The sequence below is a fragment of the Archangium sp. genome (genome assembly GCF_045802675.1).
Taxonomy (GTDB): Bacteria; Myxococcota; Myxococcia; order Myxococcales; family Myxococcaceae; genus Archangium.
This window is the reverse complement of sequence record NZ_JBJMQO010000090.1, coordinates 14,802-38,212: the sequence shown is the minus strand read 5'-3', so window position 1 is coordinate 38,212 and position 23,411 is coordinate 14,802. Positions and strand designations below refer to the sequence as shown.

General features: G+C 69.8%; 18 protein-coding genes and 2 pseudogenes. 15 read left to right on the top strand and 5 right to left on the bottom strand.

Annotated features, from left to right (window positions below):
• A pseudogene (locus ACJ8AN_RS25795) lies at positions 1-338 on the top strand (hypothetical protein); the annotation flags it as partial.
• Between the two features lie 81 nt (positions 339-419).
• Here the strand turns inward: ACJ8AN_RS25795 and ACJ8AN_RS25790 are convergent.
• Positions 420-1,403: a hypothetical protein gene (locus tag ACJ8AN_RS25790; protein ID WP_407758124.1), complete on the bottom strand. Its 984-nt coding sequence runs from the start codon at positions 1,401-1,403 to the stop codon at positions 420-422.
• A 99-nt stretch (positions 1,404-1,502) separates the two neighbouring features.
• On the opposite strand from ACJ8AN_RS25790, the gene ACJ8AN_RS25785 reads away from it, so the two are divergent.
• Complete coding sequence (locus ACJ8AN_RS25785; protein ID WP_407758123.1) at positions 1,503-2,201, top strand: acetoacetate decarboxylase family protein; 699 nt, start codon at positions 1,503-1,505, stop codon at positions 2,199-2,201.
• A 14-nt stretch (positions 2,202-2,215) separates the two neighbouring features.
• On the opposite strand, the gene ACJ8AN_RS25780 is transcribed toward ACJ8AN_RS25785, so the two are convergent.
• Positions 2,216-3,538: a DUF418 domain-containing protein gene (locus ACJ8AN_RS25780; RefSeq protein ID WP_407758122.1), complete on the bottom strand. Its 1,323-nt coding sequence runs from the start codon at positions 3,536-3,538 to the stop codon at positions 2,216-2,218.
• Positions 3,539-3,764: 226 nt separating this feature from the next.
• Between ACJ8AN_RS25780 and ACJ8AN_RS25775 the strand changes: the two genes are divergently transcribed.
• Positions 3,765-4,736 (top strand): nucleotidyltransferase family protein, encoded by a 972-nt coding sequence (locus ACJ8AN_RS25775; RefSeq protein WP_407758121.1) that lies wholly within the window; start codon positions 3,765-3,767, stop codon positions 4,734-4,736.
• An 88-nt stretch (positions 4,737-4,824) separates the two neighbouring features.
• Positions 4,825-6,123, top strand: a pseudogene (locus tag ACJ8AN_RS25770) (UDP-glucose dehydrogenase family protein).
• A gap of 66 nt (positions 6,124-6,189) precedes the next feature.
• Here ACJ8AN_RS25770 and ACJ8AN_RS25765 read toward each other — a convergent pair.
• Positions 6,190-6,630, bottom strand: coding sequence for a hypothetical protein (locus ACJ8AN_RS25765; RefSeq protein ID WP_407758120.1), 441 nt, complete (start codon positions 6,628-6,630; stop codon positions 6,190-6,192).
• A gap of 13 nt (positions 6,631-6,643) precedes the next feature.
• Between ACJ8AN_RS25765 and ACJ8AN_RS25760 the strand changes: the two genes are divergently transcribed.
• Positions 6,644-9,262 carry an O-antigen ligase family protein gene (locus ACJ8AN_RS25760; RefSeq protein WP_407758119.1) on the top strand — a complete coding sequence of 873 codons (2,619 nt, stop codon included), beginning with the start codon at positions 6,644-6,646 and terminating at the stop codon, positions 9,260-9,262.
• A 21-nt stretch (positions 9,263-9,283) separates the two neighbouring features.
• Here the strand turns inward: ACJ8AN_RS25760 and ACJ8AN_RS25755 are convergent, their stop codons facing one another.
• Positions 9,284-9,787 carry an aminoacyl-tRNA deacylase gene (locus ACJ8AN_RS25755; RefSeq protein WP_407758118.1) on the bottom strand — a complete coding sequence of 168 codons (504 nt, stop codon included), beginning with the start codon at positions 9,785-9,787 and terminating at the stop codon, positions 9,284-9,286.
• A 369-nt stretch (positions 9,788-10,156) separates the two neighbouring features.
• Here ACJ8AN_RS25755 and ACJ8AN_RS25750 point away from each other — a divergent pair, with 369 nt between their 5' ends.
• The gene (locus ACJ8AN_RS25750; RefSeq protein WP_407758117.1) at positions 10,157-12,211 is read left to right on the top strand and encodes a serine/threonine protein kinase; all 2,055 of its coding nucleotides are present in this window, start codon (positions 10,157-10,159) and stop codon (positions 12,209-12,211) included.
• 92 nt (positions 12,212-12,303) lie between these two features.
• Positions 12,304-13,242 (top strand): DUF2381 family protein, encoded by a 939-nt coding sequence (locus ACJ8AN_RS25745; protein WP_407758116.1) that lies wholly within the window; start codon positions 12,304-12,306, stop codon positions 13,240-13,242.
• A 1,181-nt stretch (positions 13,243-14,423) separates the two neighbouring features.
• Here ACJ8AN_RS25745 and astB read toward each other — a convergent pair.
• A complete protein-coding gene (astB, locus tag ACJ8AN_RS25740; protein ID WP_407758115.1) occupies positions 14,424-15,749 on the bottom strand; it encodes an N-succinylarginine dihydrolase in 1,326 nt (441 codons plus the stop codon).
• A gap of 17 nt (positions 15,750-15,766) precedes the next feature.
• Here astB and ACJ8AN_RS25735 point away from each other — a divergent pair, with 17 nt between their 5' ends.
• From ACJ8AN_RS25735 to kaiC, 8 genes are all read left to right on the top strand, one after another.
• Positions 15,767-16,684, top strand: coding sequence for a lysophospholipid acyltransferase family protein (locus ACJ8AN_RS25735; RefSeq protein WP_407758114.1), 918 nt, complete (start codon positions 15,767-15,769; stop codon positions 16,682-16,684).
• A gap of 12 nt (positions 16,685-16,696) precedes the next feature.
• Positions 16,697-17,296, top strand: coding sequence for a hypothetical protein (locus ACJ8AN_RS25730; protein WP_407758113.1), 600 nt, complete (start codon positions 16,697-16,699; stop codon positions 17,294-17,296).
• On the top strand, positions 17,289-18,260 hold the full coding sequence (locus ACJ8AN_RS25725) for an LptA/OstA family protein (RefSeq protein ID WP_407758112.1): 972 nt from the start codon (positions 17,289-17,291) through the stop codon (positions 18,258-18,260). Before ACJ8AN_RS25730 ends, ACJ8AN_RS25725 begins: the two co-directional genes overlap by 8 nt.
• The gene (lptB, locus tag ACJ8AN_RS25720; protein ID WP_407758111.1) at positions 18,257-18,994 is read left to right on the top strand and encodes an LPS export ABC transporter ATP-binding protein; all 738 of its coding nucleotides are present in this window, start codon (positions 18,257-18,259) and stop codon (positions 18,992-18,994) included. The genes ACJ8AN_RS25725 and lptB overlap by 4 nt, the downstream gene beginning before the upstream one ends.
• Before the next feature lie 261 nt (positions 18,995-19,255).
• On the top strand, positions 19,256-20,770 hold the full coding sequence (rpoN, locus tag ACJ8AN_RS25715; RefSeq protein ID WP_407758110.1) for an RNA polymerase factor sigma-54: 1,515 nt from the start codon (positions 19,256-19,258) through the stop codon (positions 20,768-20,770).
• A gap of 195 nt (positions 20,771-20,965) precedes the next feature.
• Positions 20,966-21,247, top strand: a complete 282-nt coding sequence (locus tag ACJ8AN_RS25710; protein WP_407758109.1) for an ATP-grasp domain-containing protein — start codon at positions 20,966-20,968, stop codon at positions 21,245-21,247.
• A 29-nt stretch (positions 21,248-21,276) separates the two neighbouring features.
• Entirely contained in the window at positions 21,277-21,969 is a 693-nt protein-coding gene (locus ACJ8AN_RS25705) for a circadian clock KaiB family protein (protein WP_407758108.1), read from the top strand.
• A complete protein-coding gene (gene kaiC, locus ACJ8AN_RS25700) occupies positions 21,966-23,387 on the top strand; it encodes a circadian clock protein KaiC (RefSeq protein ID WP_407758107.1) in 1,422 nt (473 codons plus the stop codon). The genes ACJ8AN_RS25705 and kaiC overlap by 4 nt, the downstream gene beginning before the upstream one ends.
• Positions 23,388-23,411 lie beyond the last annotated feature (24 nt).

The window sequence follows — 23,411 nt, the reverse complement described above, 5'->3', positions numbered from 1 at the left end:
TCCGTTGCTCCGTGTACCTGAAATCGGAGAACCAGCCGCGACACTGGGTCGTCGTCGGATGTGTCAGCATCCTCGCGCCCGTCTACACCGTCTTTGGCGTGCGGAACACATACACCGGCAAGGAGCGAAGCGACCAAGTCTTCTTCGAGCCGCTTCCGCCCGAAATGCAGGCTCCCGCGGACCTCATCGCCAGGAGAATCGAGGCGAGGTTCGAGGCCAGCAAGCTGCCGCGTGAGATCGCCGACACGCCCATTCCCCTCTTCGTGGATCCACAGGAGCCGCCGAACACCACGCTCTTCCACGCGTTGTTCTCGAGCTCTCCCGAGAGCGTGCCTTGATGCCGTGCCACGAAAAGCCAGGGCCCCGCTCTTCCCGGCGCGTCACCGGGAAGAATCGGACCCTGGCTCCTGTCACGCGCCTCAGTAGTCGCGCGAGCCGACGCCGGCCGCGAGGTTGGGATAGGCCACCCAGCCGCGGCGCTTCTTGATGACGGTGACGCCCGTGCGCGAGACGTGCTTCTCGTACATGTAGCCGAAGAGGAACTTCAGCTTCACCGGGCTCGCCACCGGGCTGCCCGAGGAACAATCCCAAAGGTCGCGGTCCACGCTCGTGACGCTCGGGTAGTGCCGGTAGAAGGTGATGTTGGTGTCGTTCGGGTAGACGCCCGCGGTGGGCGAGCCGAAGTCGGTGCCCGGGATGTTGTAGACGATGTTCATGCTGCCATTGCACGCCAGGTAATCCGTGGCGTTCTGGCCGGACACGCAGGTGGGGTTCACCTTCAGCGAGTTGCCATTCTTGTCCAGGTAGGGCGCGTTGTCGGACGGCACGACGTGCCAGAGGCTGACGTCTCCGCCCGGGTCCCTCGGCTGGGTGTCGTAGTTGCCCGTGGTGGACTCGGCCATGGCGTTGGTGTCCAGCCAGCCCGTCCGGGTGATGCCGTTCGTCAGCGGCACGGACCACGCCATCAGCCGGCCGAGCGTGGCGGTGCCGTCCACCGCGCGAATGCCCGTGTTGACGCGGATGCTCGACACCGCCGTGTAGCCCAGCAGGTTGCCGCTGGAGTCCCACATCGGCCAGTTGCCCGGGTTGAGCTGGAAGTACTCGCCGCACGTGGTGCGGTGGGTGAGGCGCACGCTGTCGCAGACGTACTTGGGGTAGACGAAGCAGTTGTAGTTGTTGTCCGCGCAGCGGCCGTTGGACAGCCAGGGCTCCGGGTCGTACGAGCCGCAGCCCGAGCAGGCCGCCTGCTCCACGTTGCCCGTCTCCCGCTCGCTCGCGTCCTGCGCGACGGAGTCGCCGGGGATGACCGGAGCACCGAGCTCGTCGGTGGCGGGGGAGGTTTCCAGCGGGCCGCAGGCGGCCATCAGCGCGAAGAGCGCGGCGGAAGTCAGTGTCTTGTACATCCGGTTCTTCTAGGTATTCGAGGATTACAGGTCAAGAGGGCTTGTGTCTTCGTTTCGGGACGCTACGCTGCGCCGCCCCGCGTCACAGGAGTCCGAAGCGTGAGCACGCCCTCTTCCGAAGCGCCCGCGCCGTCCAATGACTATCCGCCCTCGCCCTGGCAGCTGTGCGGGCAGATGTATTTCTCCGTCTGGATGGTGCCCGCGGAGCGCGTTCAGGTGCGGTTGGAGCCGGCCTTCGAGCTGCTCACCTTCGCGGGCCGCGCATGCGTCGCCGCGAGCTTCGTCGACTACCAGGAGGGCAGCGTGCTGACGTACGGCGAGCTCTTCGGCGCCGTCAGCGTGAAGGCGAGGGACTCGGGCCACCGGGGGCTGACGGTCACCCATATGTGGGTGGACAGCGAGCGCTCCATGCGCGGAGGGCGCGCGCTGTGGGGCATGCCCAAGGAGATGGCCCGCTTCGAGCTCGCGCACCAGCCCCCCGGCGCGGGCGCCTTCGCTGGAGCTGGCTGGGACGCTCGGGGCGGAGAGCTGGCGCGGGTGCGCTTCAAGGCCCTCGGTGGGCTGCCGCGAGGCGTCCGCATCCCGATGAACCTGCCGGACCTACAGGTGCTCCACGGCCGGGTTCACACGCCGAACGGGGCCATCCGCTTCTCACCCCGGCTGCTCCGGGGGGCGGAGTGGTCCATTCCGGCGGAGAGCCCCCTGGCCTCGCTCGGCATCGCGGGGGCGAGCCCCTGGGTGAGCGGCCAGGTGCGCGACTTCGAGTGGAACCTGGCCGCGGCGACTCCGGTGGCCTGAGCGCCGCGTGGGCGTCAGCTCGCGGTGATGGCCGCGACGGCGGGCGCCGCGGGCTGGCGCATCGGCTGGGCCTTGCCGTACGTCAGCGAGCGCCACACCCACTCGGCGGGGCCGAAGCGGAAGCGCGCCAGCCACCAGTGGCTGAAGGCCACCTGCACGCAGAAGATGGCCAGGGTGAGGCCCAGCGTCACCGCGGGGCTGGTCTTTCCCATGAGCCCCAGGCCGAAGCCGTAATAGACGAAGAGGCTGATGACGGTCTGGCTGAGGTAGTTCGTCAGCGCCATGCGGCCCACGGGCGCGAGCACCATCAGCCGCCGCTGCCACGTCTCACGCTGGAAGAGCAGCACCAGTCCCGAGACATACACGGAGGCGAGGCCCAGCTCGTTGAGCTGGCGCACCGGCATCATGGCGATGAGCCACGGGGCCTGCGGGTCGATCATCTTCTGGCGCATCATGTACCCCACCGCGAAGTTGGCGGCGCTGGCGATTGCCCCGAAGAGCAGGCTCCACTTGAACAGCGTGCGGAAGAAGTCCAGGTGCTGGGGCGCGTCGTGGAAGAGGCGCCGCCGTCCGGCCATGAAGCCCAGCAGGAAGCGGCCGAGCAGGGCGAACAGCACGGGCAGCAGGCCCTGGATGAACTGGCCGAAGTAGTAGCGGGCGTTGACGCGCACCATCTCGAGGTAGGTGCCGTGGGAGAAGGCCTCCATCACCTCGGTGCGGGCCTGGTTGGAGCGCTCCATGGCTGCCTTGGCCGCGTCCGCCGCGCTCTCTCCACCGCCACCGGTGAGCAGCGGTATCAGCTTCGGGATGCCGGCCATGGCCAGCGGCACGGCGAAGACGAGCACGGTGGCCCAGATGAGCAGCGTCTTGTCCGCGCGCTTGCGGAAGAGCAGCAGGGCGAAGCCGAGGGTCGCGTACGTGGTGAGGATATCCCCCAGCCACAGTCCGAACAGGTGCGCGCAGCCGATGAGCAACATCACGCACAACCGCCGCATGTAGAGCGGGGCGATGGCGGCACCGCGCGCCTCGGCGCGGAGCATCTGCACGGAGAAGCCCAGGCCGAAGAGGAACGAGAAGATGGTGATGAACTTGCCGGACACCAGAATCCCGGTGCTGTACATGAGGGTGGTGTCCAGCCACGTGGCCGAGGCCATGGCGGCCTCCATCTGCGGACGGGTCATGTAGGCCCGGCCGGAGAACCACATGGTGACGTTGGACACGAAGACGCCGCACAGCGCGAAGCCGCGCAGCACGTCGAGCAGGGCGAGTCGCTCGCTGGCGTCGATCGGACGGGCATCGGACGGCGGGGCGGGAAGGGCGGTGGGCGGTGGGCTCATGATGGAAAAAGGGATGCCGAACCTGTGCCAGCCCGCCCGTATTCCCCACGGGCAGGTGTGCCCCCTCTGGAGTGCCCGTGGGGCGCGCCGTCCGGCCTCCTCGGGTGTCCGTATCCGGACAGCCCCGTTCCAGCTCCGGACAGTCCCGTCGGAAGTGCCGCAATGCGCCAGGAGTCGCGGGCTTTCATTGCACCCCGTGCGTGGGAATCGTTAAAGGTGCGGCGCCATGGCCATCCGTCTCCTCGAGACCTTCCGAGTCCTGTCCTCGTTCGACCCGCCGCGCGGCTCGCTGCGCGATGCGCCCTGGGAGGAGTACGTGGACTGGGCCATCGCCCAGGGACTGGCGCCGCTGGCCTCCTACAACCTCCAGTTCCGCCTCGCCGGCGCCGGCGCGCCCGAGTGGGCCCGGGACAGGCTGCTGAGCATCTACTCGGGCTCGGTCAACGACAACGTGATGAAGCTCGTCAACTTCAAACGCGCCGTGGACGAGCTCGAGGGCCGCAAGCTGCTCCTCCTGGGCGGCGCCTCCTTCGCCGACACGCTCTACCCACACGTGGGCTTCCGACCCGTGTTGGAGATCGCCATGTTGCTGCGGCGCATGGACGTGGACGGTTTCGCCGGCTACCTCGCCCAGCACGAGTTCCGTCCCGAGACCGAGGAGCCCACCCACGGCGCGCTGAAGCTGCTCTCCGATGGGCGCACCCCCATCTTCCTCTACGCGGACGTGCTCGGCGCCGGGGGGCGCGCCGAGGTGCAGGGCATCTTCGAGCGCGCCCGGCCCATGCGCATGTATGGCCCATCCCTGTTCCGGCCGGACCTGGAGGACGCGGTGCTGCTCGTGTGTCTGGAGCAGGCGCGCGAGGGCTACCAGGTGCCCTGGTTGTCCTACGTGGACCTGCGCGAGCTGGTGACGGGGGCGACGTCGATGGGCGGCGTCTACTCGCGCCCCCTGGACGTGGCGGCCCTGCTGGAGCGGGCGAAGGCGTGGCGGCTGGAGCGCTCGCTCTACGCCTCGTTGTCCATCGTGGCGCGGCTCTTCCCCGAGACGGCCGAGGGCCTGAAGCCCGCGCTCCCGCCGCTGCGCCGCGCCACCCGCGAGCTGCTCGACCGGCTGGTGATCGCTCCGGCGAGCGAGCCGGGGAAGCTGAGCCAGGTGCGGGGCTCGGAGCGGCTCCGCCGGTTGCTGACCGGGCAGTGAGGGGAGCGCCGGGTCCGACTCCCCGCTTCCCCCTGGTGCCGTTCCTGACGTATGAGCCTCCCCGGCTTTTCTGGCCGTTAGGACGCTCATGCATATCGCCATCATTGGATCCGGCTACGTGGGGTTGGTCGCGGGCACCTGCCTGGCTGACTCGGGCAACGACGTCATCTGCGTGGACATCGACACGCGGAAGATCGCCGCGCTGCAGCAGGGCGAGATTCCCATCTACGAGCCGGGGCTCGAGGAGCTCATCCGCAAGAACACGCGGGACCGGCGCCTGAGCTTCACCACGGACCTGGCGGCGGCGGTGTCGCGCTCGCAGGTGGTGTTCATCGCCGTGGGCACGCCCGAGGGTGAGAGCGGCGAGGCGGACCTCCAGTACGTGCTGGCGGCGGCGGAGCAGATTGGCCGGTCCATGCGCCAGTACACGGTGGTGGTGGACAAGAGCACCGTGCCGGTGGGCACCGCGGACAAGGTGCGCGAGGTCATCTCCCGTGTGACGAAGGTGGAGTTCGACGTCGTCTCCAACCCCGAGTTCCTCAAGGAGGGCGCGGCGCTGGAGGACTTCCTCAAGCCGGACCGGGTGGTGATCGGCACCGAGTCGTAGCGGGCGCGCAAGCTCATGGGCGAGCTGTACGCGCCCTTCGTGCGCACCGAGCACCCCATCCTCTACATGGACACGCGCTCGGCCGAGCTGACGAAGTACGCGGCCAACGCGATGCTGGCCACGCGCATCTCCTTCATGAACGACATGGCCGCGCTCTGCGAGAAGGTGGGCGCGGACGTGGACTTCGTGCGCAAGGGCATGGGCGCGGACAAGCGCATCGGCTATCCGTTCCTCTTCCCCGGCGTGGGCTACGGCGGCAGCTGCTTCCCCAAGGACGTGAAGGCGCTGGTGGCCAAGGGCCGCGAGCAGGGGCTGGAGCTGGACCTCTTGCGCGCGGTGGAGCGCACCAACGAGCGGCAGAAGAAGCTGCTGGTGCAGAAGGCGCTCAAGCACTTCGGCTCGCTGGAGGGCCGCTCGTTCGCGGTGTGGGGCCTGGCCTTCAAGCCCAAGACGGACGACATGCGCGAGGCGCCGTCGGTGGAGGTCATCGAGGGCCTGCTGGCCAAGGGCGCCAGGGTGGCGGCGCATGATCCGGTGGCCGAGCGCACCGCGCGCCGCGTGCTGGGCGACCGCGTCCGCTACACGACCGTGCCCTACGAGGCGCTGGAGGGCGCCGACGCGCTCTTCGTCGTCACCGAGTGGAACGAGTTCCGCCACCCGGACTTCGAGCGCATGAAGGCGCTGATGAAGACCCCGGTCATCTTCGACGGCCGCAACATCTACGATCCGGCGCGGATGAAGGAGCTGGGCTTCACGTACATGGGCCTGGGCCGGCGGTAGGCGGCTCGCCCCGGTGTCGCGGCCAGGAGCCGGGTGACGGGCTCCTGGCGGACGGCCCGGCCGGTTTCAGCGCGTCAGCCCGCAGGCGTCCTTGCCCGCCTCTTCCTGGAGAGCGGCGCAGGACAGCTGGCCGGAGCTGGGCGTCTGGTTCTCGTCCTCCAGCATCTGGAGGTTGCACGTCTCCAGCTTCTGCTCGCAGAAGTTCTGGTCCTCGTCGGTCGGCTCGACGCTCCGCTCCCGCTCGGCCGCCAGGCGGATGCAGTCGGTGCGCTGGAACTGCGGGACACAGTTGCAGAGCTCCTCCGACAGTTGCCGGCAGGGCGTCTTGCAACCAGCGAGCGAGAGCAGGGCGGAGAAGAGCAGGGTGAGGGGAGCGGAGCGGCGCATGGGGTGGGCGAAGATGCCAGATGGAGCCCCGGATGCAAGCAATGGCCGGCGGAAGGTCGGGTGCTCGGCTCTCCGGTTGCCCGGCGTCCACTTCCAGGCGTCTTCCGAGCGCCGTGACATACTCGGGGCCTCCATGGCCTCCGCGTTCTCCTCCCGCTCGCGCACGTCCCGGTACACCCGTGGTGCCGAGGCCACGTTGGCGGTGCTGCTGGTGCTGCTGGTGGTGTCGCTCGGGGGCGCGCCCACGTGGGTGCATGGGCCGCTCGTGGGGCTCGCGGGACTCGCCTTCGTGCTGGCGTGCGTGGGGGCGTGGAGACAGGGCCGCTCGCTGCACCTGCCGCTGCTCGCGCTTCCGCTCGGGGTGGGCGCGGTGCTGTGCCTGCTGCAGCTCGTGCCGCTGCCGCCAGGGCTGCTCGCCGCGCTCAGTCCCGAGGCCGCCGGGCTGCGTGACTTCGCCCTCGTCCCGCTGGGACTGAAGGGCGCGAGGCCCCTGTCGTTGGACCCGCCGGCCACCTGGCGCGAGCTGGCCCGGCACCTGGCGTACCTGCTCACCTTCGTCGCCGCGGTGCAGGTGTGCCGCTCCACGCGCGCGCGCCACCGGTTGCTGGGCACGCTCGCCTTCACGGGCGCGGCGGTGGCCGCACTCGGCCTGCTGCACGCGCTGCTCGGCCTGGAGCAGCTCTTCGGCGTCTTCGCCTTCGTCCACGCGCGTCCGCCGCTCCTCACGCCCTTCGGCAACCCCAACCACCTCGCGGCCTTCCTCGGCCTGTCGTCCACCGTGTCGCTGGGGCTCGCGCTCTCCAGCGGCTCTCGCACGCGCGCGGCGCCCTTCGTGGTGGCCGCGGTGCTGGGGGGGACCGGGGTGCTGCTGTCGCTCTCGCGCGGCGGCATCGCCTTCTTCGTCTTCGGACAGCTCGCCTTCGGGTTGCTGCTGCTCGGGCGCCGGACGGGGACGGAGCGGGCGCGCACGTGGCGCCGGAGCGGCACCGTGTTGCTGTGTCTGCTCGCCGTGCTCGCGGTGGGCGGCTATGCCGCCTCCGAGCGCCTCTCGGCCGAGCTGGAGACGGCGGACAGCGTGGAGGAGCTGCGCCACGGCAAGGTGGAGCTGTGGCCGGTGCTGGCTTCCGTCGCGCGGGCCCATCCGCTCGGCCTGGGCCGCGGCGCCTTCGAGGCCGCCTTCCCCCGCTACCAGGAGCGGCCCGTCATCAACACCCTCACGCACCCGGAGAACGCGGTGCTGCAGCTCGCCACCGAGTTCGGCGTGCCCGGGCTGGTGCTGCTCGCCGTGGGGCTGTGGGGCTTCGTCCGGTTGCTGCGCCGCGAGGGCCTGGAGGCCGTGGAGCTGGCGGTGCTCGCGGGGGTGGCGGCGCTCGGGCTGCATGATCTCTTCGACTTCAGCCTGGAGCTGCCCGCGAGCGCGGTGGCGGCCTGGGTGGCGCTGGCCTGTGTGGCCCGGCCCGATGACCGCACGCGCTCCGAGGCTCCGCGAGGCCATGCCCCGCTGCGTGCCCTCGGGGTGGGCGTTGCCCTCGCGGGAGTGGCCCTCGGTGCGCTCGTTCCCGGACGGAGCACCTTGTCCGAGGCCGAGGCGGAGCTCGCGGCGCTCGTCACCGCCAGGGCCCCGCTCCCCGAGGTGCGTGCGCGGGGGCTCGCCCTCATCGACCAGCACCCGGCGGACCATGCGCTTCAGGTGCTGGTGGGCCTCGCCAGTGTGGACGCGGGACGCCCGGGAGCGGCCGAGGCGCTCGGCTTCGCCAACCGCGCCCTGCTGCTGAATCCGGTGGATGCGCGGGCCCACCGCGTGGCCGCGCGCGCCCTGCTCTCCCTGGGACGCCGCACCCAGGCCTTTCTCGAGTACCGCCTGGCCTTCGAGGCCGGGGACCGGGAGCTGGTGTGGCGCGAGGCGCTCGGACGGGCGCGCACGCTGGAGGAGTTGCAGGCCCTCACGCCGGACTCGGCCCGGGACGCGGAGGAGCTCGCCACGGAGTTGCTGCGCACGGGCCGTCACGAGGAGGCCAGGGCCTGGCTCGCCTGGGCCCTCGAGCGCTTCGATGATTCGCCCGGGTCGGTGCGGTTGTGGGAGCGCGAGGCGCGGCTGCGGCTCTCCCGGAGGGAACTGGCGGAGGCGGAGGCCGCGAGCGCCGAGGTGTCCCGCCGGGCTCCGGACGCGCTCTCCTCGCACCTGCTACACGTGGACGTCCTCCATGCTCAGGGCCGGGGGCGCGAGGCACTCGAGTCGCTCGAGGCGTTGCGCGTGCGCTTCCCCGCCAACGTGGAGCTGGCCTTCACGCTCGCGAGGCTGCAGGTGGACGCGGGGCTGGCGCGGCGTGCGCGGGAGACGCTCCAGCAGGTGAGCCCGTTCGTGTCCGACCTGGGGCAGCGCGCGCAGCTCTTCATGCTCGAGGGCTCCAGCTTCGAGAAGGAAGGCCTGCGCGCGCGGGCGCTCGAGTCGTGGAAGTCCGCGGCGCGCGTGCAGCCGGATGCGGGCCTGTGGTTCAAGGTGGCGAGTCTGCACGAGTCGTTGCATCAGCTCGACGCGGCGGCGCGGGCGGTGCGCGAGGGCCTGCGGTTGCAGTCCCCGGAGCAGCGCGCGCAAGGGGAGGCGTGGGTGGCGCGCCTGGAGTCGGCGGAGCGCGAGCGCGTGGAGGCGCGGCGCCGGGAGCGCGACGGTGGCTCGGGAGAGAAATCCCCGGTGCTGCGAGCGCTGGGCTCGGACGAGGACATGGAGGCGCGGGAGGACGAGACGCCTTGAGCCGCTCGAGCGGGAACCGGGCTACGGGTGCAGGTCGTGGTGCACCACGAGCCGTCCCGTGCGCTCCTGGGTGAGCGAGGCCCTCTGGGGTGACTCGAGCGCGGTGAAGTCCTCGACGCTCACCTCCAGGGCCTCCTCGTGCGAGCCGGCGCGCAGCAGCAGGTCCTCGGCCACGGCGAGGCTCTCGTCCATCAGCACGGGCAGTCCGTAGAGCTTGCCGAAGGGGGGCTCCGCGCCCAGCTCGCACCCGGGGAAGCGGTTCGCGAACTCCTCCTCGGTGGCCAGCCGGGCCTCCCGGTTGCCGAGCGCCTCGCCCACCTTCTCCAGGTCCAGGGTGTCCGTGGCGGGAATGAGGCAGATGCACAGCCGCTCGCCGGCCGAGACGATGACGGACTTGGCCACGCGGTAGCCCGTGACGTGGAGCGCCTGGGCCAGCTCCTGTGCCGTCACCGCGCGCGGATGCCAGTGGCGGAGGAAGGGGACGTGCTGCTGCTGGAGGTAGTGCTGGATGGTCTCGGGGATCATGGGGGCGGCACCTCTGTCTCGAAGGTGGACTCCCCCAGCCCCGCGGGCCACGGCAGGCCGGGCGCGTGCCTCCCAGGCGGGCGGGCACCCTCGCGGACCGCTCGTCCATCCGTCTCCCGTGGACGAGCCATGGCGAGCATTTCCTCCCGCTGCCCCCAGGCTCGCTCCACTGGTAGACGTCTACCAGTGAGGTGGGTGAATGTATGTCATGAGTGTGGGGGCATGTGCGTTTCCACTGGTAGACGTCTACCAGTGAAGCCGACTGGGACGTGATTTCCGGCCAGAAGGCGGAGCCGTGCCCGGGCCCGCGTGCGCGCCCATCCGCCATTGGCGGTCATGTTAGGCTCGCCCACTCCGGAGGTCGTGTGCATGAGCGAGGCCATGGGGCGGCAGCAGCAGCCCGGGTGGGTGGGGCGGATGGCATGGTGGCGCCCTCCTGTGCGCGGGCCCCAGGCGCAACCGCCTACGCTCGGGACGGTGGTGGGTGGCTACCGGCTGGAGCGGCGGTTGGGCGAGGGGGGCCAGGGTACGGTGTACCGGGCGCGGCGCGGAGGGCGGCTCTATGCCATCAAGCTGCTGTCCCTGGCGTCGCCCCAGTGGGCGTGGCGGGAGCTGGAGGTCCGGCTGCGGCTGCGGTGCGTGGGCGAGCTGGCGGTGGAAGGCCATGGGCTGTGGCCGCACAGCGCCCCGAGCTTCCTCTACCTCGTCACTCCCTACGTGCGCGGGCGCTCGCTGTACGCGTGGGCCCAGTGGAAGAACCCGACGGCGCGGCAGGTGGCGTGCGTGGTGCTCGCGGTGGCGCGGCAGTTGGTGAAGGTCCACCGGGCCGGTGTGGTGCACCGGGACGTCAAGGGCGCCAACGTGCTGGTGCGGCGTGAGGATGAGCAGCCGGTGTTGGTGGACTTCGGCGTGAGCACCTACGTGGGGGCCCCGGAAATCACCCACCCGTGGGGGCTGCCGGGCACGCGCCACTACCGCAGCCCCGAGGCCCTGCGCTTCCGGCGTGAGCGCGCGGGAGACCACTCCCCGGCGCGCGCCTCGGACGACTTGTGGGCGCTGGGCGTGCTCCTCTACTGGCTGCTCACGGGCGGCTACCCCTTCGACACGGACGTGGCGGACGAGGGCACGCTGGCGAACGTCATCCTGCAGCACGAGCCCGAGCCACCGCACGCGTGCAACCCTCGCGTTCCCCGGGCCCTGAGCGAGCTGTGCCTGCGCATGCTGGAGAAGCGCTTCGAGGCGCGCTTCGCGGATGCCGGGACGCTGGGCACGGCGCTGGAAGTGGTGCTGGCGGAGGCGGACGCCACGTGGGACGTGCCGCTGTGCGAGGTGTGGGGCCCGGAGGGAGCCACCACGCCCCAGGAGGAGGGGCTCGATTGGGGGGACTGGCAGGACAAGGCACGGCGGCTGGTGGAGTCCGCGCGGCGCTACGCCCGGCGTGGACGGCCCCTGCCTTTCGACGAGGCCTCCACGCTCGCGCGGACTCCGGGGGCCGCGGCGCCAGGTGGAAGCGGTGCCTCGCCCGCCGCGAGCCCCGCTCCTCCACCGCCGCGAACAGGGCTCCTTCCCCGGCGCACGCTGGCTCTGGGTGCTTTGGCGGTGGGCCTCGTGGGCCTGTTCGTGCTCCTGCGTTCCCCGCTCAGCTCCTCTTCCGAAAGGGGCTCCCTCGTGACTTCCGAGGTGGTTTCCCGCCCCGTGATGGCGGAGGTCACAAAATCCGGTCAGGAAGTGGCGTCCACGGTGGAGCCGCCGGAAGGTGGACGCGGCGCAGTGCCCGCCGCTCGGGCCACCACCCCTGCGCCCGTCGCCCCTGCGACGCCCCGGAAGGACGGCACGCGCGTGAGGACTCCAGATCTGGCCTCTACTCCCCGGCAGCAGAAGCAGCAGCGCAAGCAGAGCCCGGTGTTCGACACCGTGGGCAGGACATGCACCCTGGTCTGGGTCGCAGGCCAGCTCGCCTGCGCCAGCCCCGAGGCCCAGGTGCGGCCTCCTCCCGACACCCGCGCCACCCCGCGCGCGCCTCCGCCCGAGGACTGCCCGCCCGGCTCCGTGGAGACGATGAAGGAGGTGGGGGGGTTGCGCATCGGGGCGAAGCAAAACCTGCTCTTCATCATCAATGGAGAGCCCATCTTCAAAATCCACACCGTGCGCCCGGGCCAGGAGGCCACGCTCGACGCGGGAGAGCATTGGGGGAAATTCCCCAGTCATACCCTGTACATGGGGCAGCTTCTCTTCGGGGAGGGGCGCGTCTATGGGCACTTCACCCGGGCCCGCACTCCCGACGGGCGGACGTTCTCCGTCTGCCTCGAGCTTTACGACATCCCGAATGACGAGCGTGGCGTGGAGATGATGCCCGGCAGCCGGCCGGGCGCCGCGATCATCAACTTCTCGGTGGACCTCAAAGCGGTGAAGCGCTTCGAGTAGGTGCACCGGGCGGCGCGGACGCGGGCGCGAAAAGGGTGGGGGCCAACGTCCGAGGTTCCTGTTAGCGTCTCCACTCGGGAGGTCGCATCCCCATGCCTGTCTTGTCCCCCGCCACCGCCGTGCTCCTGCTCCTCTCGAACGCTCCGGCACTCGCGCAGCCCGCTGCGGGCGCCGCATGGGAGATGACGGGGGCGCCCCGCTTCACGGTCACGGCGGACAGTCCTCGCGAGGTGCGTGAGATACGCATCAGTCCGAACCTCGTCACCACATTCGTCTTCGACACACCCGTGGGGCGTGAGGGTGTCATCGTGGAGGAGCGTGGGCGCTTCCGGCAGGTGTCGTTGTCCGAGGACGGGCTCATGCTCAACCTGCTGCCCTCGGGCGAGCTGCCGCCGGGCAGGCGGTTGACGTTGACGGTGCGCTTCGCGGACGGGGCGCCGCCCACGAGCGTGGACTTCACCCTGGTGGTGTCCCCTCAGGCCGAGACTCAGGTGGAGGTCTATCGCCGCCCACGCCCTGGGGATTCCTACCGTCAACAGGCTGAACAGGCCGAGGCGAGATTGCAGCAGTGCGAGGCGGAGCGGACACGGGAGCGCACGGAGTGCGGCGCACCGCGTGGCCTCATCGGCCTGCTCGCCCCGAAGCGGATGGATGAGATGGGCATTCGCGCCAGTCGCATCATCCAGGACGTCATCCTCCGGCGTGGAGAAGCCTTCTCTCCGAGGGATGCCGTGAGCTACCGCGCCACGGGTGGAGACAAAGATGCACCCGTGATGCGGCTGGCGGTGGCGCTGACGCTCTGGAATCTGGGACCCCGGCTCTGGGCTCCCACGCACGCGCAACTCGTGGGGCAGGGCGGCAGATGGGACGCGCAGGTGTTGTTCCTGGAGCCCACGGCTCTGGACGATTCGCCTCGCGTGCTGGTGGAGGTGGAGTTGCCCGGGAGCGACGCCCCCGGTCCCTACCTGCTCAAGCTGTGGGACGAGAGCGGGACGCGGACGGCCATGCTCTCGGGCGTGACGTTCCCGTAGGGCGCAACGGGTGCCAGGGATGAACGCTCATCCCGGAAGGCAGTACCAGGGGTCCGAGGGATTGAGTTGCCCACAGGTGAGCCCGGGCCCGCAGGTGGATGGGGTCTTGGGGTCACACGTCCGGCGGCACTCATATCGGATACAGACGGTTCCCTCCGCGCAAGGCATGGTTCTGTCACATCCCTGCCTGCATTCGGTTCGTACCTCCCAGGGACGCTGCGGGGGAGCCATGAGCCGACAGTCATAATCCTTGGGACAGGGATTCTTCCGGCAATCGGGGCCAACCAGCTGTTGGCACAGCGAGGAGCCCCCTTCATGGGGAATGCATCGCTGTCCTTCGGGACAAGTATGGCCCTCGCACGTGGGCAGGCAGGAGGGGGGGCCCTCACTTCCCTCCGAACAGAAGAATCCGGTGGGGCAACTCGTTGGGTCGCCGAGTTGACAGGGACGGCCGCACCACCCCGCTTGACAGAGTAGACCGCGTGCACAGCCGAGGCGATGGCTGCGCGCGAGCACGTCACACTTCTCTCCCTCCTTCCGGTCTCCCACGAGCGAGCACCTGCGCACCAGCATCTGCTTCCCCTCTGTCTTGACGGGAAGGCAGGCGAATTCGTCCGGACAATCCTTGTCCTCCATGCACCGGCTGTCGCTACATTCGGAGCGATACTCGCTTCTGATTTGCAGACAGCCGAGCGGCTGATCACAGTCCGCATCCGTCGTGCAGGTGCGCTCATAGGTTGGGAGGCTGCCGCGCACGTCCAGGGGCAGCAGGGGAATGAGGGCCGTCCGCTGGGGCGAGGGTGGTGTCGGTGGCCGCATGACCATGAAGAGCAGCCCCGCCAGCGGAAGTGGGAGGAGGATGCAGGGCAGGATGACCCGGAGCGCGCGCCATCTCATAGGAGCGTCATCACTTGGAGGAATCCGTCTCGGGAACTGACACCGGACACCCTTCAGGGCAGAGCTTCTTGTTGCCGTGGTTCTCCGGGGTGCAAAACTTCTCCCAATCCGATTTCTTGAGCGTGCACGGAGGCTCCTTGGGAGTGAGTCCCATCAAGTCCCTGTGCAGGGGCACTTCGACACCGGGGCGGGCCCAGGTCTCTCCGCACCCCATCGTGAAGCATAGAAGCGGCATCAATGTCAGCAGCCGTTGCATGGTCACCCCTCCCTGTGCGCCCCGAACCTCACCGCTGGAAGTCGTAGACGCTGCCCAGGTTGAGGATGCGCGTGAGCTCGTCGAGCGCCGTCATCGTCTCGCGGGCCAGCTTCGGGTCCGCCAGCTCCTTGGCGCGCAGGTCCTCGCGGTAGTGCTTCTTCACCCAGGCGGCGAGCGTCTCGTGCAGCTCCGGGGTGAAGAAGACGTGGGCCTTCACCGCGGCGCGCTCGGCGTCGGTGAGCCACACGCGCTGGCGCAGGCACGCCGGGCCGCCGCCGTTGTTCATCGACTGGCGCACGTCCAGGTAATACACGCGCTTCACCGGATTGTTCTCGGCCACCACGCGCTCCAGGAAGCGCCGCGCCGGCTCCGTCTCCCGGGCCTCCTCGGGGGCGATGATGGCCATGGTGCCGTCCGGCAGCGTCAGCACCTGCGAGTTGAACGGGTAGGCCTTCACCGCGTCGCGCGCGGGCAGCTCCTCGTTGCTCGCCAGCACGTACGTGAAGCCCTCGCCGAGCTTCTCGCGCAGCGTCTTCAGCAGTCCCTGCGCGTCCACGAAGGCCAGCTCGTGCAGCATGAGGAAGCCCTGGTTGCCCACCGCGAGCACATCCGTGTGGAAGGCGCCCGCATCAATCCCCTCGGGGGCCTGCTGCGGCAGCAGCACCTGGGCGGGGTCCAGCTGGTGCAGCCGCGCGAGGGCCTGACTGGACTCGTACGTCTGCCGGGCGGGGAAACGGGTGGGGTGGCGCACGTCCTCCCGCCAGGCGCTCCGGCCCCAGGCGAGCAGGTGCACCGCCTTGTGCCCCGGCGTGACGAGCCGCGTGTGGTTGGCCGCGCCCTCGTCCGCGAAGTGCCCGCCGCCGGGCAGGGGCGCGTGGATGGCGAAGTGCTTCTCGTCCGCGAAGATGGAGCGCAGCACCGAGTGCGTCGTCTCCGCCTCCAGCGCCCGGTGGAACATCTGCTGGAGGTTGGCCGGCGTCAGGTGCATGCGCCCGTCCGCCGTGTCCTCCGAGGGCGCTCCCGTGGCCGCGTTCGCCGTCCACATGGCCGCCGAGCTCGACGTCAGCCGCAGCAGGTGGTCCGCCTCCTTGCCGGCCCGGGAGATGACCTCCTCGTCCGTGCCGCTGAAGCCCAGCGCGCGCAGCGCCTTGAGCGACGGCCTCGGCTGGGGCGGCAGCACCGCCTGTCCGACGCCCAGCCCCGACACGAAGCGCATCTTCTCCAGCCCCTGGAGGGCCGCTTCGCGAGGGTGGCTCACCTCGCCGCCGTGAAGGGCGGAGGCCAGGTTGCCGGGCGACAGGCCGCCATAATTGTGGGTGGGACCGACGATGCCGTCGAAGTTGTATTCGCGCATGGGATATGGAAACGCTCGTGGAGCGCCCTCCCTTAGCAAAGCGCCTGAAGCGTTTCCTCCGTTACCTGCTCGTCCGTGCGGCATTGGCCATCGTGAGCGCGCTGCCCCTGGGGCTCGCCCGGGGGTTGGGCGCGGGCTTCGGCCGCTTCGCCTTCGCCGTGGCCGGAGGGGAGCGCCGCAAGGCCTTGAAGTCCCTGGCCCGGGCCTTCCCGGAGAAGTCCGACGCACAGCGGCATGAGCTCGCCCGCGCCAGCTTCCGCCACCTGGGCATGGCCGCCTTCGAGGTGGGGGCCACCGCCTCCATGGACCGGCAGCTCGAGCGCCTGGTGCGCTGGGAGGACGAGGACCGGCGCGTGCTGGACGCGGCGCTCGCCCGGGGCAAGGGCGTCGTCTTCATCTCCGGCCACGTGGGCAACTGGGAGCTGCTGGCCCGGCGGGTGGCGCGCGCCGGCTACCCGAGCCAGAGCATCGCCAAGGAGACCACGGACCCGAGGCTCACCGCGCTCGTCGAGCAGTTCCGGGCGCGCGGCGGGGTGCGCAGCATCTGGCGGGGCCAGGAGGGCGCGGCGCGGGCCATGCTGCGCGCGCTCAAGGCGGGGGAGATTCTGGGGCTGCTCATCGACCAGGACACGAAGGTGCAGTCCGTCTTCGTGCCCTTCTTCGGCGAGCTGGCGGCCACGCCCCGGGCGGCGGCGGACCTGGCGCTGCGCACGGGTGCGGCGGTGGTGGTGGGCTTCTGCCAGCGCGAGGGCGAGGGCTACCGCCTCTGGATGGAGGAGGTGCCCTGGCAGGCGGGCGGGGACCGCGAGGCGGATGCCGTGGCGCTCACGGCTGCTCTCTCGCTGCGCATCGAAGCGGCCATCCGCCGGGCCCCCGAGCAATGGGTGTGGATGCACCAGCGTTGGAAGACCCGTCCCCCCCCGCCCCCCGGGTGATAGGAAGCGTCCGTGCTCCGTACCGTCCTCCTCTCGAGCCTCCTCGCTCTCCTGGCGGCCTGCTCTCCCAAGCAGGCGGCCGGAGAAGCGTCCGCGCCGCCCGCCGTGGTGATGCACGGGGTGCGGCTGCGCTCGTACGAGGGCAGCACCCTGTCCATGACGGGCCAGGCCGAGCAGGCGACCTACCAGCGCAATGGCGACCTCACCGCTACCCGGGCCACGCTCCACCTGCTGGGCAAGCAGCAGCCGCCGGGGCGGGCCCCCGCGGGCGATTCGAAGGCGCACGCGCGGAACAAAGGCGAGCAGGCAGCTGTACCTCCGGGCGGCACGACGGTGCGCGCCAATCTCATGGACGGCAACCTCGGGACGAGACAGCTGGTGGCTTCGGGCGACGTGGAGGTGCTGACCGCCACGGGCGTGGTGGCGCGCACGCCTCGGGCCACCTATGACGGCGCCCAGCAGGTGGCGCGCGGCAACGAGGGCGTGCAGGTGACGGGGCCCGCCTACCGGGGCCATGCCCAGGCCTTCACCGTGTCCCTCTCCGACGGCACCTACACCTTCGAGGGCGGCGAGGCCCCCGTCCAGGTGGTGCTGGAGGCCGCGCATGATTGAGTACCTGGTGACAGCCTTCTTCGTGGCCCAGCCGGTGAAGCCCACCGTGCTCGAGTCCGCCACGCCCACCCGGGCCGGGGCCCCCCCGCTGCGCAACCCGGTGGAGATCTCCTCCCGGCTGGTGTCCGGCTCGCGCACCGAGGCCGTCTTCAAGGGCGACGTGGTGGTGAAGCAGCGGACGTTGGACCTGCGCTGCGACGAGATGATTGCCCACTACAACGGCCCGCGCGAGGTGACGCGGGTGGAGTGCGTGGGCAACGTGCGCGCGGTGGACGGCGAGCGCACCGCCAAGGGCGAGCGGGCGGACTTCGACGTGCCCTCGGGCGTGTTGGTGGTGACGGGCAACCCCGAGGCGCGGGACCCCACCACCCACCTCCAGGGCTCCGAGGTGCGCCTGACGGTGGGCGACAAGACGCAGTACCAGGTGGAGAACGCCGTCGTTACCTTGCAGTCGGCCCCGCTCAAGCAGGCTCCGCGCAAGGGCGGCAAGGACCCGGCCCCCAAGGGCAGCCCGGCGGAGATCTCCTCCAAGCGGGTGGTGGGCTCGCGCACCCAGGCCGTCTTCACGGGCGACGTGGCGGTGCGGCAGCGCTCGCTCGAGATGCGCTGCGACAAGATGATTGCCCACTACAACGGCCCGCGCGAGGTGACGCGCGCCGAGTGCGTGGGCAACGTGCGGGCGGTGGACGGGGTGCGCACCGCGAAGGGCGAGCGGGCGGACTACGACGTGCTCACCGGCACGCTGGTGGTGACGGGCAACCCCGAGGCCAGAGACCCGACCACCCACCTCCGGGGCTCGGAAGTGCGCATGAAGGTGGGCGAGGCGAATTTCGAGGTGAAGGACGCCGTCATCACCGTCGAGACGGCGCCGCTCAAGGAGCAGCAGCGGCGTAAGGACGGCGGTACGGGCAACCCGGGCGGCACGCCCGGCAACACGGACGCGGGGAGCACGAAGCAACCATGACAGGCCGTTTGTTCGCCGAGGGTCTCCAGAAGGCCTTCCGCAAGCGCAGGGTGGTGCAGGGCGTCTCCTTCCACGTCTCGCAGGGCGAGGTGGTGGGGCTGCTCGGCCCCAACGGCGCCGGCAAGACGACGAGCTTCAACATGGTGGTGGGCCTGGTGCGGCCCGACGCCGGCCGGGTGCTCGTGGATGACGAGGAGCTCACCCCCCTGCCCATGCACCGGCGCACCCGCCGCGGCCTGGGCTACCTCCCCCAGGAGTCCTCCATCTTCCGCAAGCTGTCGGTGCGCGAGAACTTCCTCTCCGTGCTGGAGCTGGAGAAGGGCCTGGACAAGGCCGCCCGCGAGCGGCGCGCCCGGGACTTGCTGGACGAGTTCGGCCTGGGCCATGTGGCCGACTCGCTCGGCGAGACGCTCTCCGGGGGCGAGCGCCGCCGCGCCGAAATCGCCCGCTCGCTCATCCCCAACCCCCGCTTCATCCTCTTCGACGAGCCCTTCGCCGGCGTGGACCCCATCAACGTGGGGGACCTCCAGCGCCAGATTTCCCACCTGAAGTCCCGGGGCCTGGGCGTCCTCATCACCGACCACAACGTCCAGGACACCCTGGGCATCTGCGACCGGGCCTACATCATCGCACAGGGTCAAATCCTGGAAGAGGGCACGCCGGCGCAACTGGCCTCCTCGCCCCGGGCCCGGGCGGTGTACCTCGGCGAGCGATTCCGCTTGCAGTCGGTTTGAGGGCCGAAAAACCGGGGCCGGGGGCCCACTTCGCCCCCTCCCGTTCCCCTCCCGGCATGCGCTCCACACGTCCATTGTTGAACGTCCGCTGGGCGGGCGAGACAGTGTAAGTGTGCGAAATCAAAGAACTATTCCACAAAATGCAAAGCGCGGGCCGAACTCTCGGACACTGGACGAAGTCAGGGGGCCTTGCTACTTTGGCACGGTCCTTGATGGCGGGCCGCCATCGAGTCGATTGTTGAAACGGGCGGGAGACAGCGCATGGCGATGGAACTCAAGCAGAGCCTGAAGCTTTCGCAGCAGCTGGTGATGACGCCCCAGCTGCAGCAGGCCATCAAGCTGCTGCAACTCTCGCGGATGGAGCTGCTGGAGCAGGTCCGCGAGGAGATGGACCAGAACCCCCTCCTGGAGCAGCCCGACGAGACGCCCTTCGGGGATACCACGGACAAGGAGCCGGGAGAGGCCTCACTGGAGGCGGCCAACACCGAAATGCCGGTGGGGGTGGAGCAGCGGACGCCGGACGCGGCGCCCGAGTTCAAGGCGGATGGGGACGGGCCTCCGGAAATCGATTGGGAGGCCTACCTCAACAGCTACCAGTTCAACGAGCCCACGACCGCCTCCAACAAGGGCAATGTGGCGACCGAGGACATGCCCTCCTTCGAGGCCAACCTCGTCGAGAAGGAAGACCTGGTCGACCACCTCCAGGAGCAGCTGGGCACGCTGCGGCTCAACGAGGCCGAGCGGCGCGTGGGCATGCTGATTCTGGGCAACCTGGACCATGACGGGTACCTGAAGCTGGAGGACGTGGAGGGAGACCCCCTCATCCGCCTGGCCAACGAGGCGGACGTGCCCATGTCGGTGGCCGAGCGCACGCTGCGCCGCATCCAGAACCTGGAGCCCAGGGGCTGCGCCGCGCGCGACTTGCAGGAGTGCCTGCTCATCCAGGTGGCGGCGCTCAAGGACAGGCACGCGGCGCTGCTGGGCCTCATCATCAAGCGGCACATGAAGTACCTCGAGAGCAAGAACCTGCCGGCCATCGCCAAGGACCTGAAGGTGTCGCTCGAGGAGGTGGTGGAGGCCTCCAAGCTGCTGCCGAAGCTGGACCCCAAGCCGGGCCGCAACTTCAGCGGGGACGACGCGCAGTACATCACCCCCGACGTGTTCGTCTACAAGCTGAGCGAGGACGACTACACGGTGGTGCTCAACGACGACGGCCTGTCGAAGCTGCGGATTTCTGGCACCTACCGCAACGCGCTGAGGAGCGGCGGGGTGGGGCCGGGGCAGACGAAGGAGTTCATCCAGGAGAAGCTGCGCAGCGCGCAGTGGCTCATCCGCTCCATCCACCAGCGCCAGCGCACCATCTACAAGGTCACCGAGAGCATCGTGAAGTTCCAGCGGGACTTCCTGGACAAGGGCATTGCCCACCTCAAGCCGCTCATCCTCCGGGACGTGGCCGAGGACATCGGCATGCACGAGTCCACGGTGTCGCGCGTGACGACGAACAAGTACGTGCACACCCCGCAGGGCATCTTCGAGCTGAAGTACTTCTTCAACTCGTCCATTGCCCGCGTGTCCGGTGAGGACACGGCGAGCGAGGCGGTGAAGCACCACATCAAGCAGCTGGTGTCGCAGGAAGACACGCGCAATCCGTACTCGGACCAGAAGATCGTCGAGCTGCTCAAGGCGCAGGGCACGGAGATCGCCCGGCGCACGGTGGCCAAGTACCGCGAGGTGCTGGGCATCCTCCCGAGCAGCAAGCGCAAGCGCTACTTCTGAGCACGGAGCGCCCGAATCACCCAACGAGCATCCCTCCCTCTCCCCCACCGGGAGAGGGCCGGGGTGAGGGTATCGGACCTCCCGGGCTCCCCCAATCGTTGTCAGGCCCGCGGACCCACCCGCGTCAGCCCAAGGACAGGCTGGAAGTCGCGTCGCGATACCGGCCATCCACGCCAGACAGCCGCTGAGCTGTCTTTGTCAGCCCTTGCGTCGAGCCGGGAGTTCCGACTGTTCTTCGGGAGCGGACGGCTGCTGGCGGCGGAGTCCTCGCACGACTTCGAGGTGGACGTGCCGGACTTCACCGCCTTCGAGCGGCTCGCCCGGCGGATTCCCGCGCGCTTCTTCACCCTGGACGTCGCGATGCTCGATAGCGGACAGTGGGCCGTGGTCGAGGTGAACGATGGGGGCGTCTCCGGGCTTCCCGCGAGCATCGATCCGCGCGACCTGTTCGCCGCGTTGCTGGACGTGGACCGCTGAGCCGAGGCGTCGGGTATCATCGCCAGCCGATGTTCGCACCCGAAGCCACCCGACCCGACCAACCCGTTCTGTACGTCGATGACGACGCCGCGAGCCGCTACCTCCTCGTGCGAGCACTCGCACGAGAGGGCGTCTCCGTCACCGAGGCCGCTGGAGTCCATGAAGGGCTGGAGCTGTTGAAACAGCACCGGTTCCGCCTGGTCATCAGCGACTACCGGATGCGGGACGGGACGGGGACGCGGATGCTGAAGCAGGCCGCGTCCTCCGGCCTGCTGGAGGGCATCGAAGTCCTGCTCTTCACCGGCAGCACGCACATCGAGGGCGGCGCGGGCCTGAAAATCATTCCCAAGGACGGCGGGACGGACAACCTCGTGGCCCAGGTGCTCCAGCTCCTGGGGCGCCCGCGCCTTCCCGTCCCACCGGAGAGGACCCTGGTGCGCAGCGAGCTGGTGCTCTACACGGCGGGCCGCTCCCCCGCCTCGATGCGCGCGCTCCGGCAGATGAAGACGCTGCTCGCCCGCTACGAGCCCTCCCAGGTGGCCTTCACGGTCATCGACCTGGCCGAGGGCCGGCCCGCCTCCGCCGAGGAGGATCACATCCTGCTCACCCCAACGCTCGTCCAGCGCAACCCCCGGCCGCGAACCTGGGTGGTGGGCGACCTGGAGGACACGACACTCGTCGAGGACTTGCTGGAGCATTCCGGGGTAGAGCGGAGGCAATGACCACCATCCGCAAGCTGCCCACGGGCGTTCCGGGCCTGGACATCATCACCTACGGAGGCATTCCCCAGGGGCGCACCACGCTCATCACCGGCAAGAGCGGCGCGGGCAAGAGCATCCTGTCGCTGCAGATCGCCTGCAACCTGGCGAGGATGGGCATCAAGACGCTCGTCCTCACCATCGAGGAGACGGCCGAGGACCTCGTCTCCACCGCGGACACGCTCGGCTTCGATCTGGCCGGACGGGTGAAGGACGGAACGGTCATCCTCACCGACCTCACCCGGCCCATGGATGGGCCCACGCACGTCAGCGGCGACTTCGACGTGGAGGGCGTCGTCCACCTCGTCTCCGACACCGTGAAGAAGACCGGGGCCACCGCGGTGGTGCTGGACTCGGCCACGGCCCTCTTCAGCCCGCGGCCTCCCGAGGCGCACCTGCGCAGCCAGTTCTACCGGCTCGTCTCGTCCTTCCGGCAGCAGGGGCTCACCGCCATCCTGACGGCCGAGGCCCCCGGGGATTACGGACAGCTCACCACCCTGGGCGTGGAGGACTTCGTCTGCGACACCGTCCTCGTGCTGCGCAACCTCGTGGATGGGGATCGCCGCCGCAGGTCCATCGAGGTGCACAAGTACCGCCGCAGCGCGCACTACAAGGGCGAGTACCCCTGCACCATGACGCTGGAGGGGCTCACCGTCTTCCCGCTGGATGCCCGCCAGGCGGACGATCTCAGCGAGGACGCGCGCCTCCCCAGCGGCGTGAAGGGGCTGGATGCGATGACGCACGGCGGGTGGCTGCGCGACTCCATCGTGCTGGTGCGAGGCCCCTCGGGCAGTGGCAAGACGACGCTCTCGGGCATGTATGCCCGGGCCGGTGCCATGCGGGGCGAGCGCGTCATCTACTACGGCTTCGAGGAGACCAAGCCCATCCTGATGCGCAACTTCGCCAAGGTGGGCCTGTCCTTGAGGGAGCTCGAGGCCGCGGGCCACCTCAGGGTGGAGTGCCGCTACCCGGAGGCCACCAGCCCGGAGGACCTGTTGGTGGAGCTGCGCTCGGGACTGGCCACCTTCAAGCCCTCGCTCATCGTCGTCGACAGCATCTCCTCCATCGAGCACTCCACGTCGGAGCGCGGCTTCCGGCAGTTCATGGTCGGGCTCTCCTCGCTGCTGCGCGAGCACAGCCGCAGCGCCCTGCTCACCCAGACCATCGGGACGTTCCTGGAGAACGACGCCGCGCCGCCCTACCTGTCCACCATTCCCGACGCCATCCTCCTGATGGATTACGCGCGCAAGAGCCATGAGCTGGAGCGGACCATGGCGGTGCTCAAGATGCGCGGCTCCGAGCACTCCTCGGCCGAGCACCGGATGACCATCATGCCCGGCGGCCTCCAGGTCGAGCTGTTCGCCAAGCAGTCCCCCCCGTAGGCGCGCGAGGCCCGCGGCCCGACA

Coding starts and splice junctions, on each gene's coding strand:
- ACJ8AN_RS25705 (WP_407758108.1), top strand. CDS start 21,277: ATGTTCGCACCCGAAGCCACCCGACCCGACCAACCCGTTCTGTACGTC.
- rpoN (WP_407758110.1), top strand. CDS start 19,256: ATGGCGATGGAACTCAAGCAGAGCCTGAAGCTTTCGCAGCAGCTGGTG.
- ACJ8AN_RS25775 (WP_407758121.1), top strand. CDS start 3,765: ATGGCCATCCGTCTCCTCGAGACCTTCCGAGTCCTGTCCTCGTTCGAC.
- ACJ8AN_RS25760 (WP_407758119.1), top strand. CDS start 6,644: ATGGCCTCCGCGTTCTCCTCCCGCTCGCGCACGTCCCGGTACACCCGT.
- ACJ8AN_RS25745 (WP_407758116.1), top strand. CDS start 12,304: ATGCCTGTCTTGTCCCCCGCCACCGCCGTGCTCCTGCTCCTCTCGAAC.
- ACJ8AN_RS25750 (WP_407758117.1), top strand. CDS start 10,157: ATGAGCGAGGCCATGGGGCGGCAGCAGCAGCCCGGGTGGGTGGGGCGG.
- ACJ8AN_RS25755 (WP_407758118.1), bottom strand. CDS start 9,787: ATGATCCCCGAGACCATCCAGCACTACCTCCAGCAGCAGCACGTCCCC.
- ACJ8AN_RS25790 (WP_407758124.1), bottom strand. CDS start 1,403: ATGTACAAGACACTGACTTCCGCCGCGCTCTTCGCGCTGATGGCCGCC.
- ACJ8AN_RS25725 (WP_407758112.1), top strand. CDS start 17,289: ATGATTGAGTACCTGGTGACAGCCTTCTTCGTGGCCCAGCCGGTGAAG.
- ACJ8AN_RS25780 (WP_407758122.1), bottom strand. CDS start 3,538: ATGAGCCCACCGCCCACCGCCCTTCCCGCCCCGCCGTCCGATGCCCGT.
- astB (WP_407758115.1), bottom strand. CDS start 15,749: ATGCGCGAATACAACTTCGACGGCATCGTCGGTCCCACCCACAATTAT.
- ACJ8AN_RS25765 (WP_407758120.1), bottom strand. CDS start 6,630: ATGTCACGGCGCTCGGAAGACGCCTGGAAGTGGACGCCGGGCAACCGG.
- lptB (WP_407758111.1), top strand. CDS start 18,257: ATGACAGGCCGTTTGTTCGCCGAGGGTCTCCAGAAGGCCTTCCGCAAG.
- kaiC (WP_407758107.1), top strand. CDS start 21,966: ATGACCACCATCCGCAAGCTGCCCACGGGCGTTCCGGGCCTGGACATC.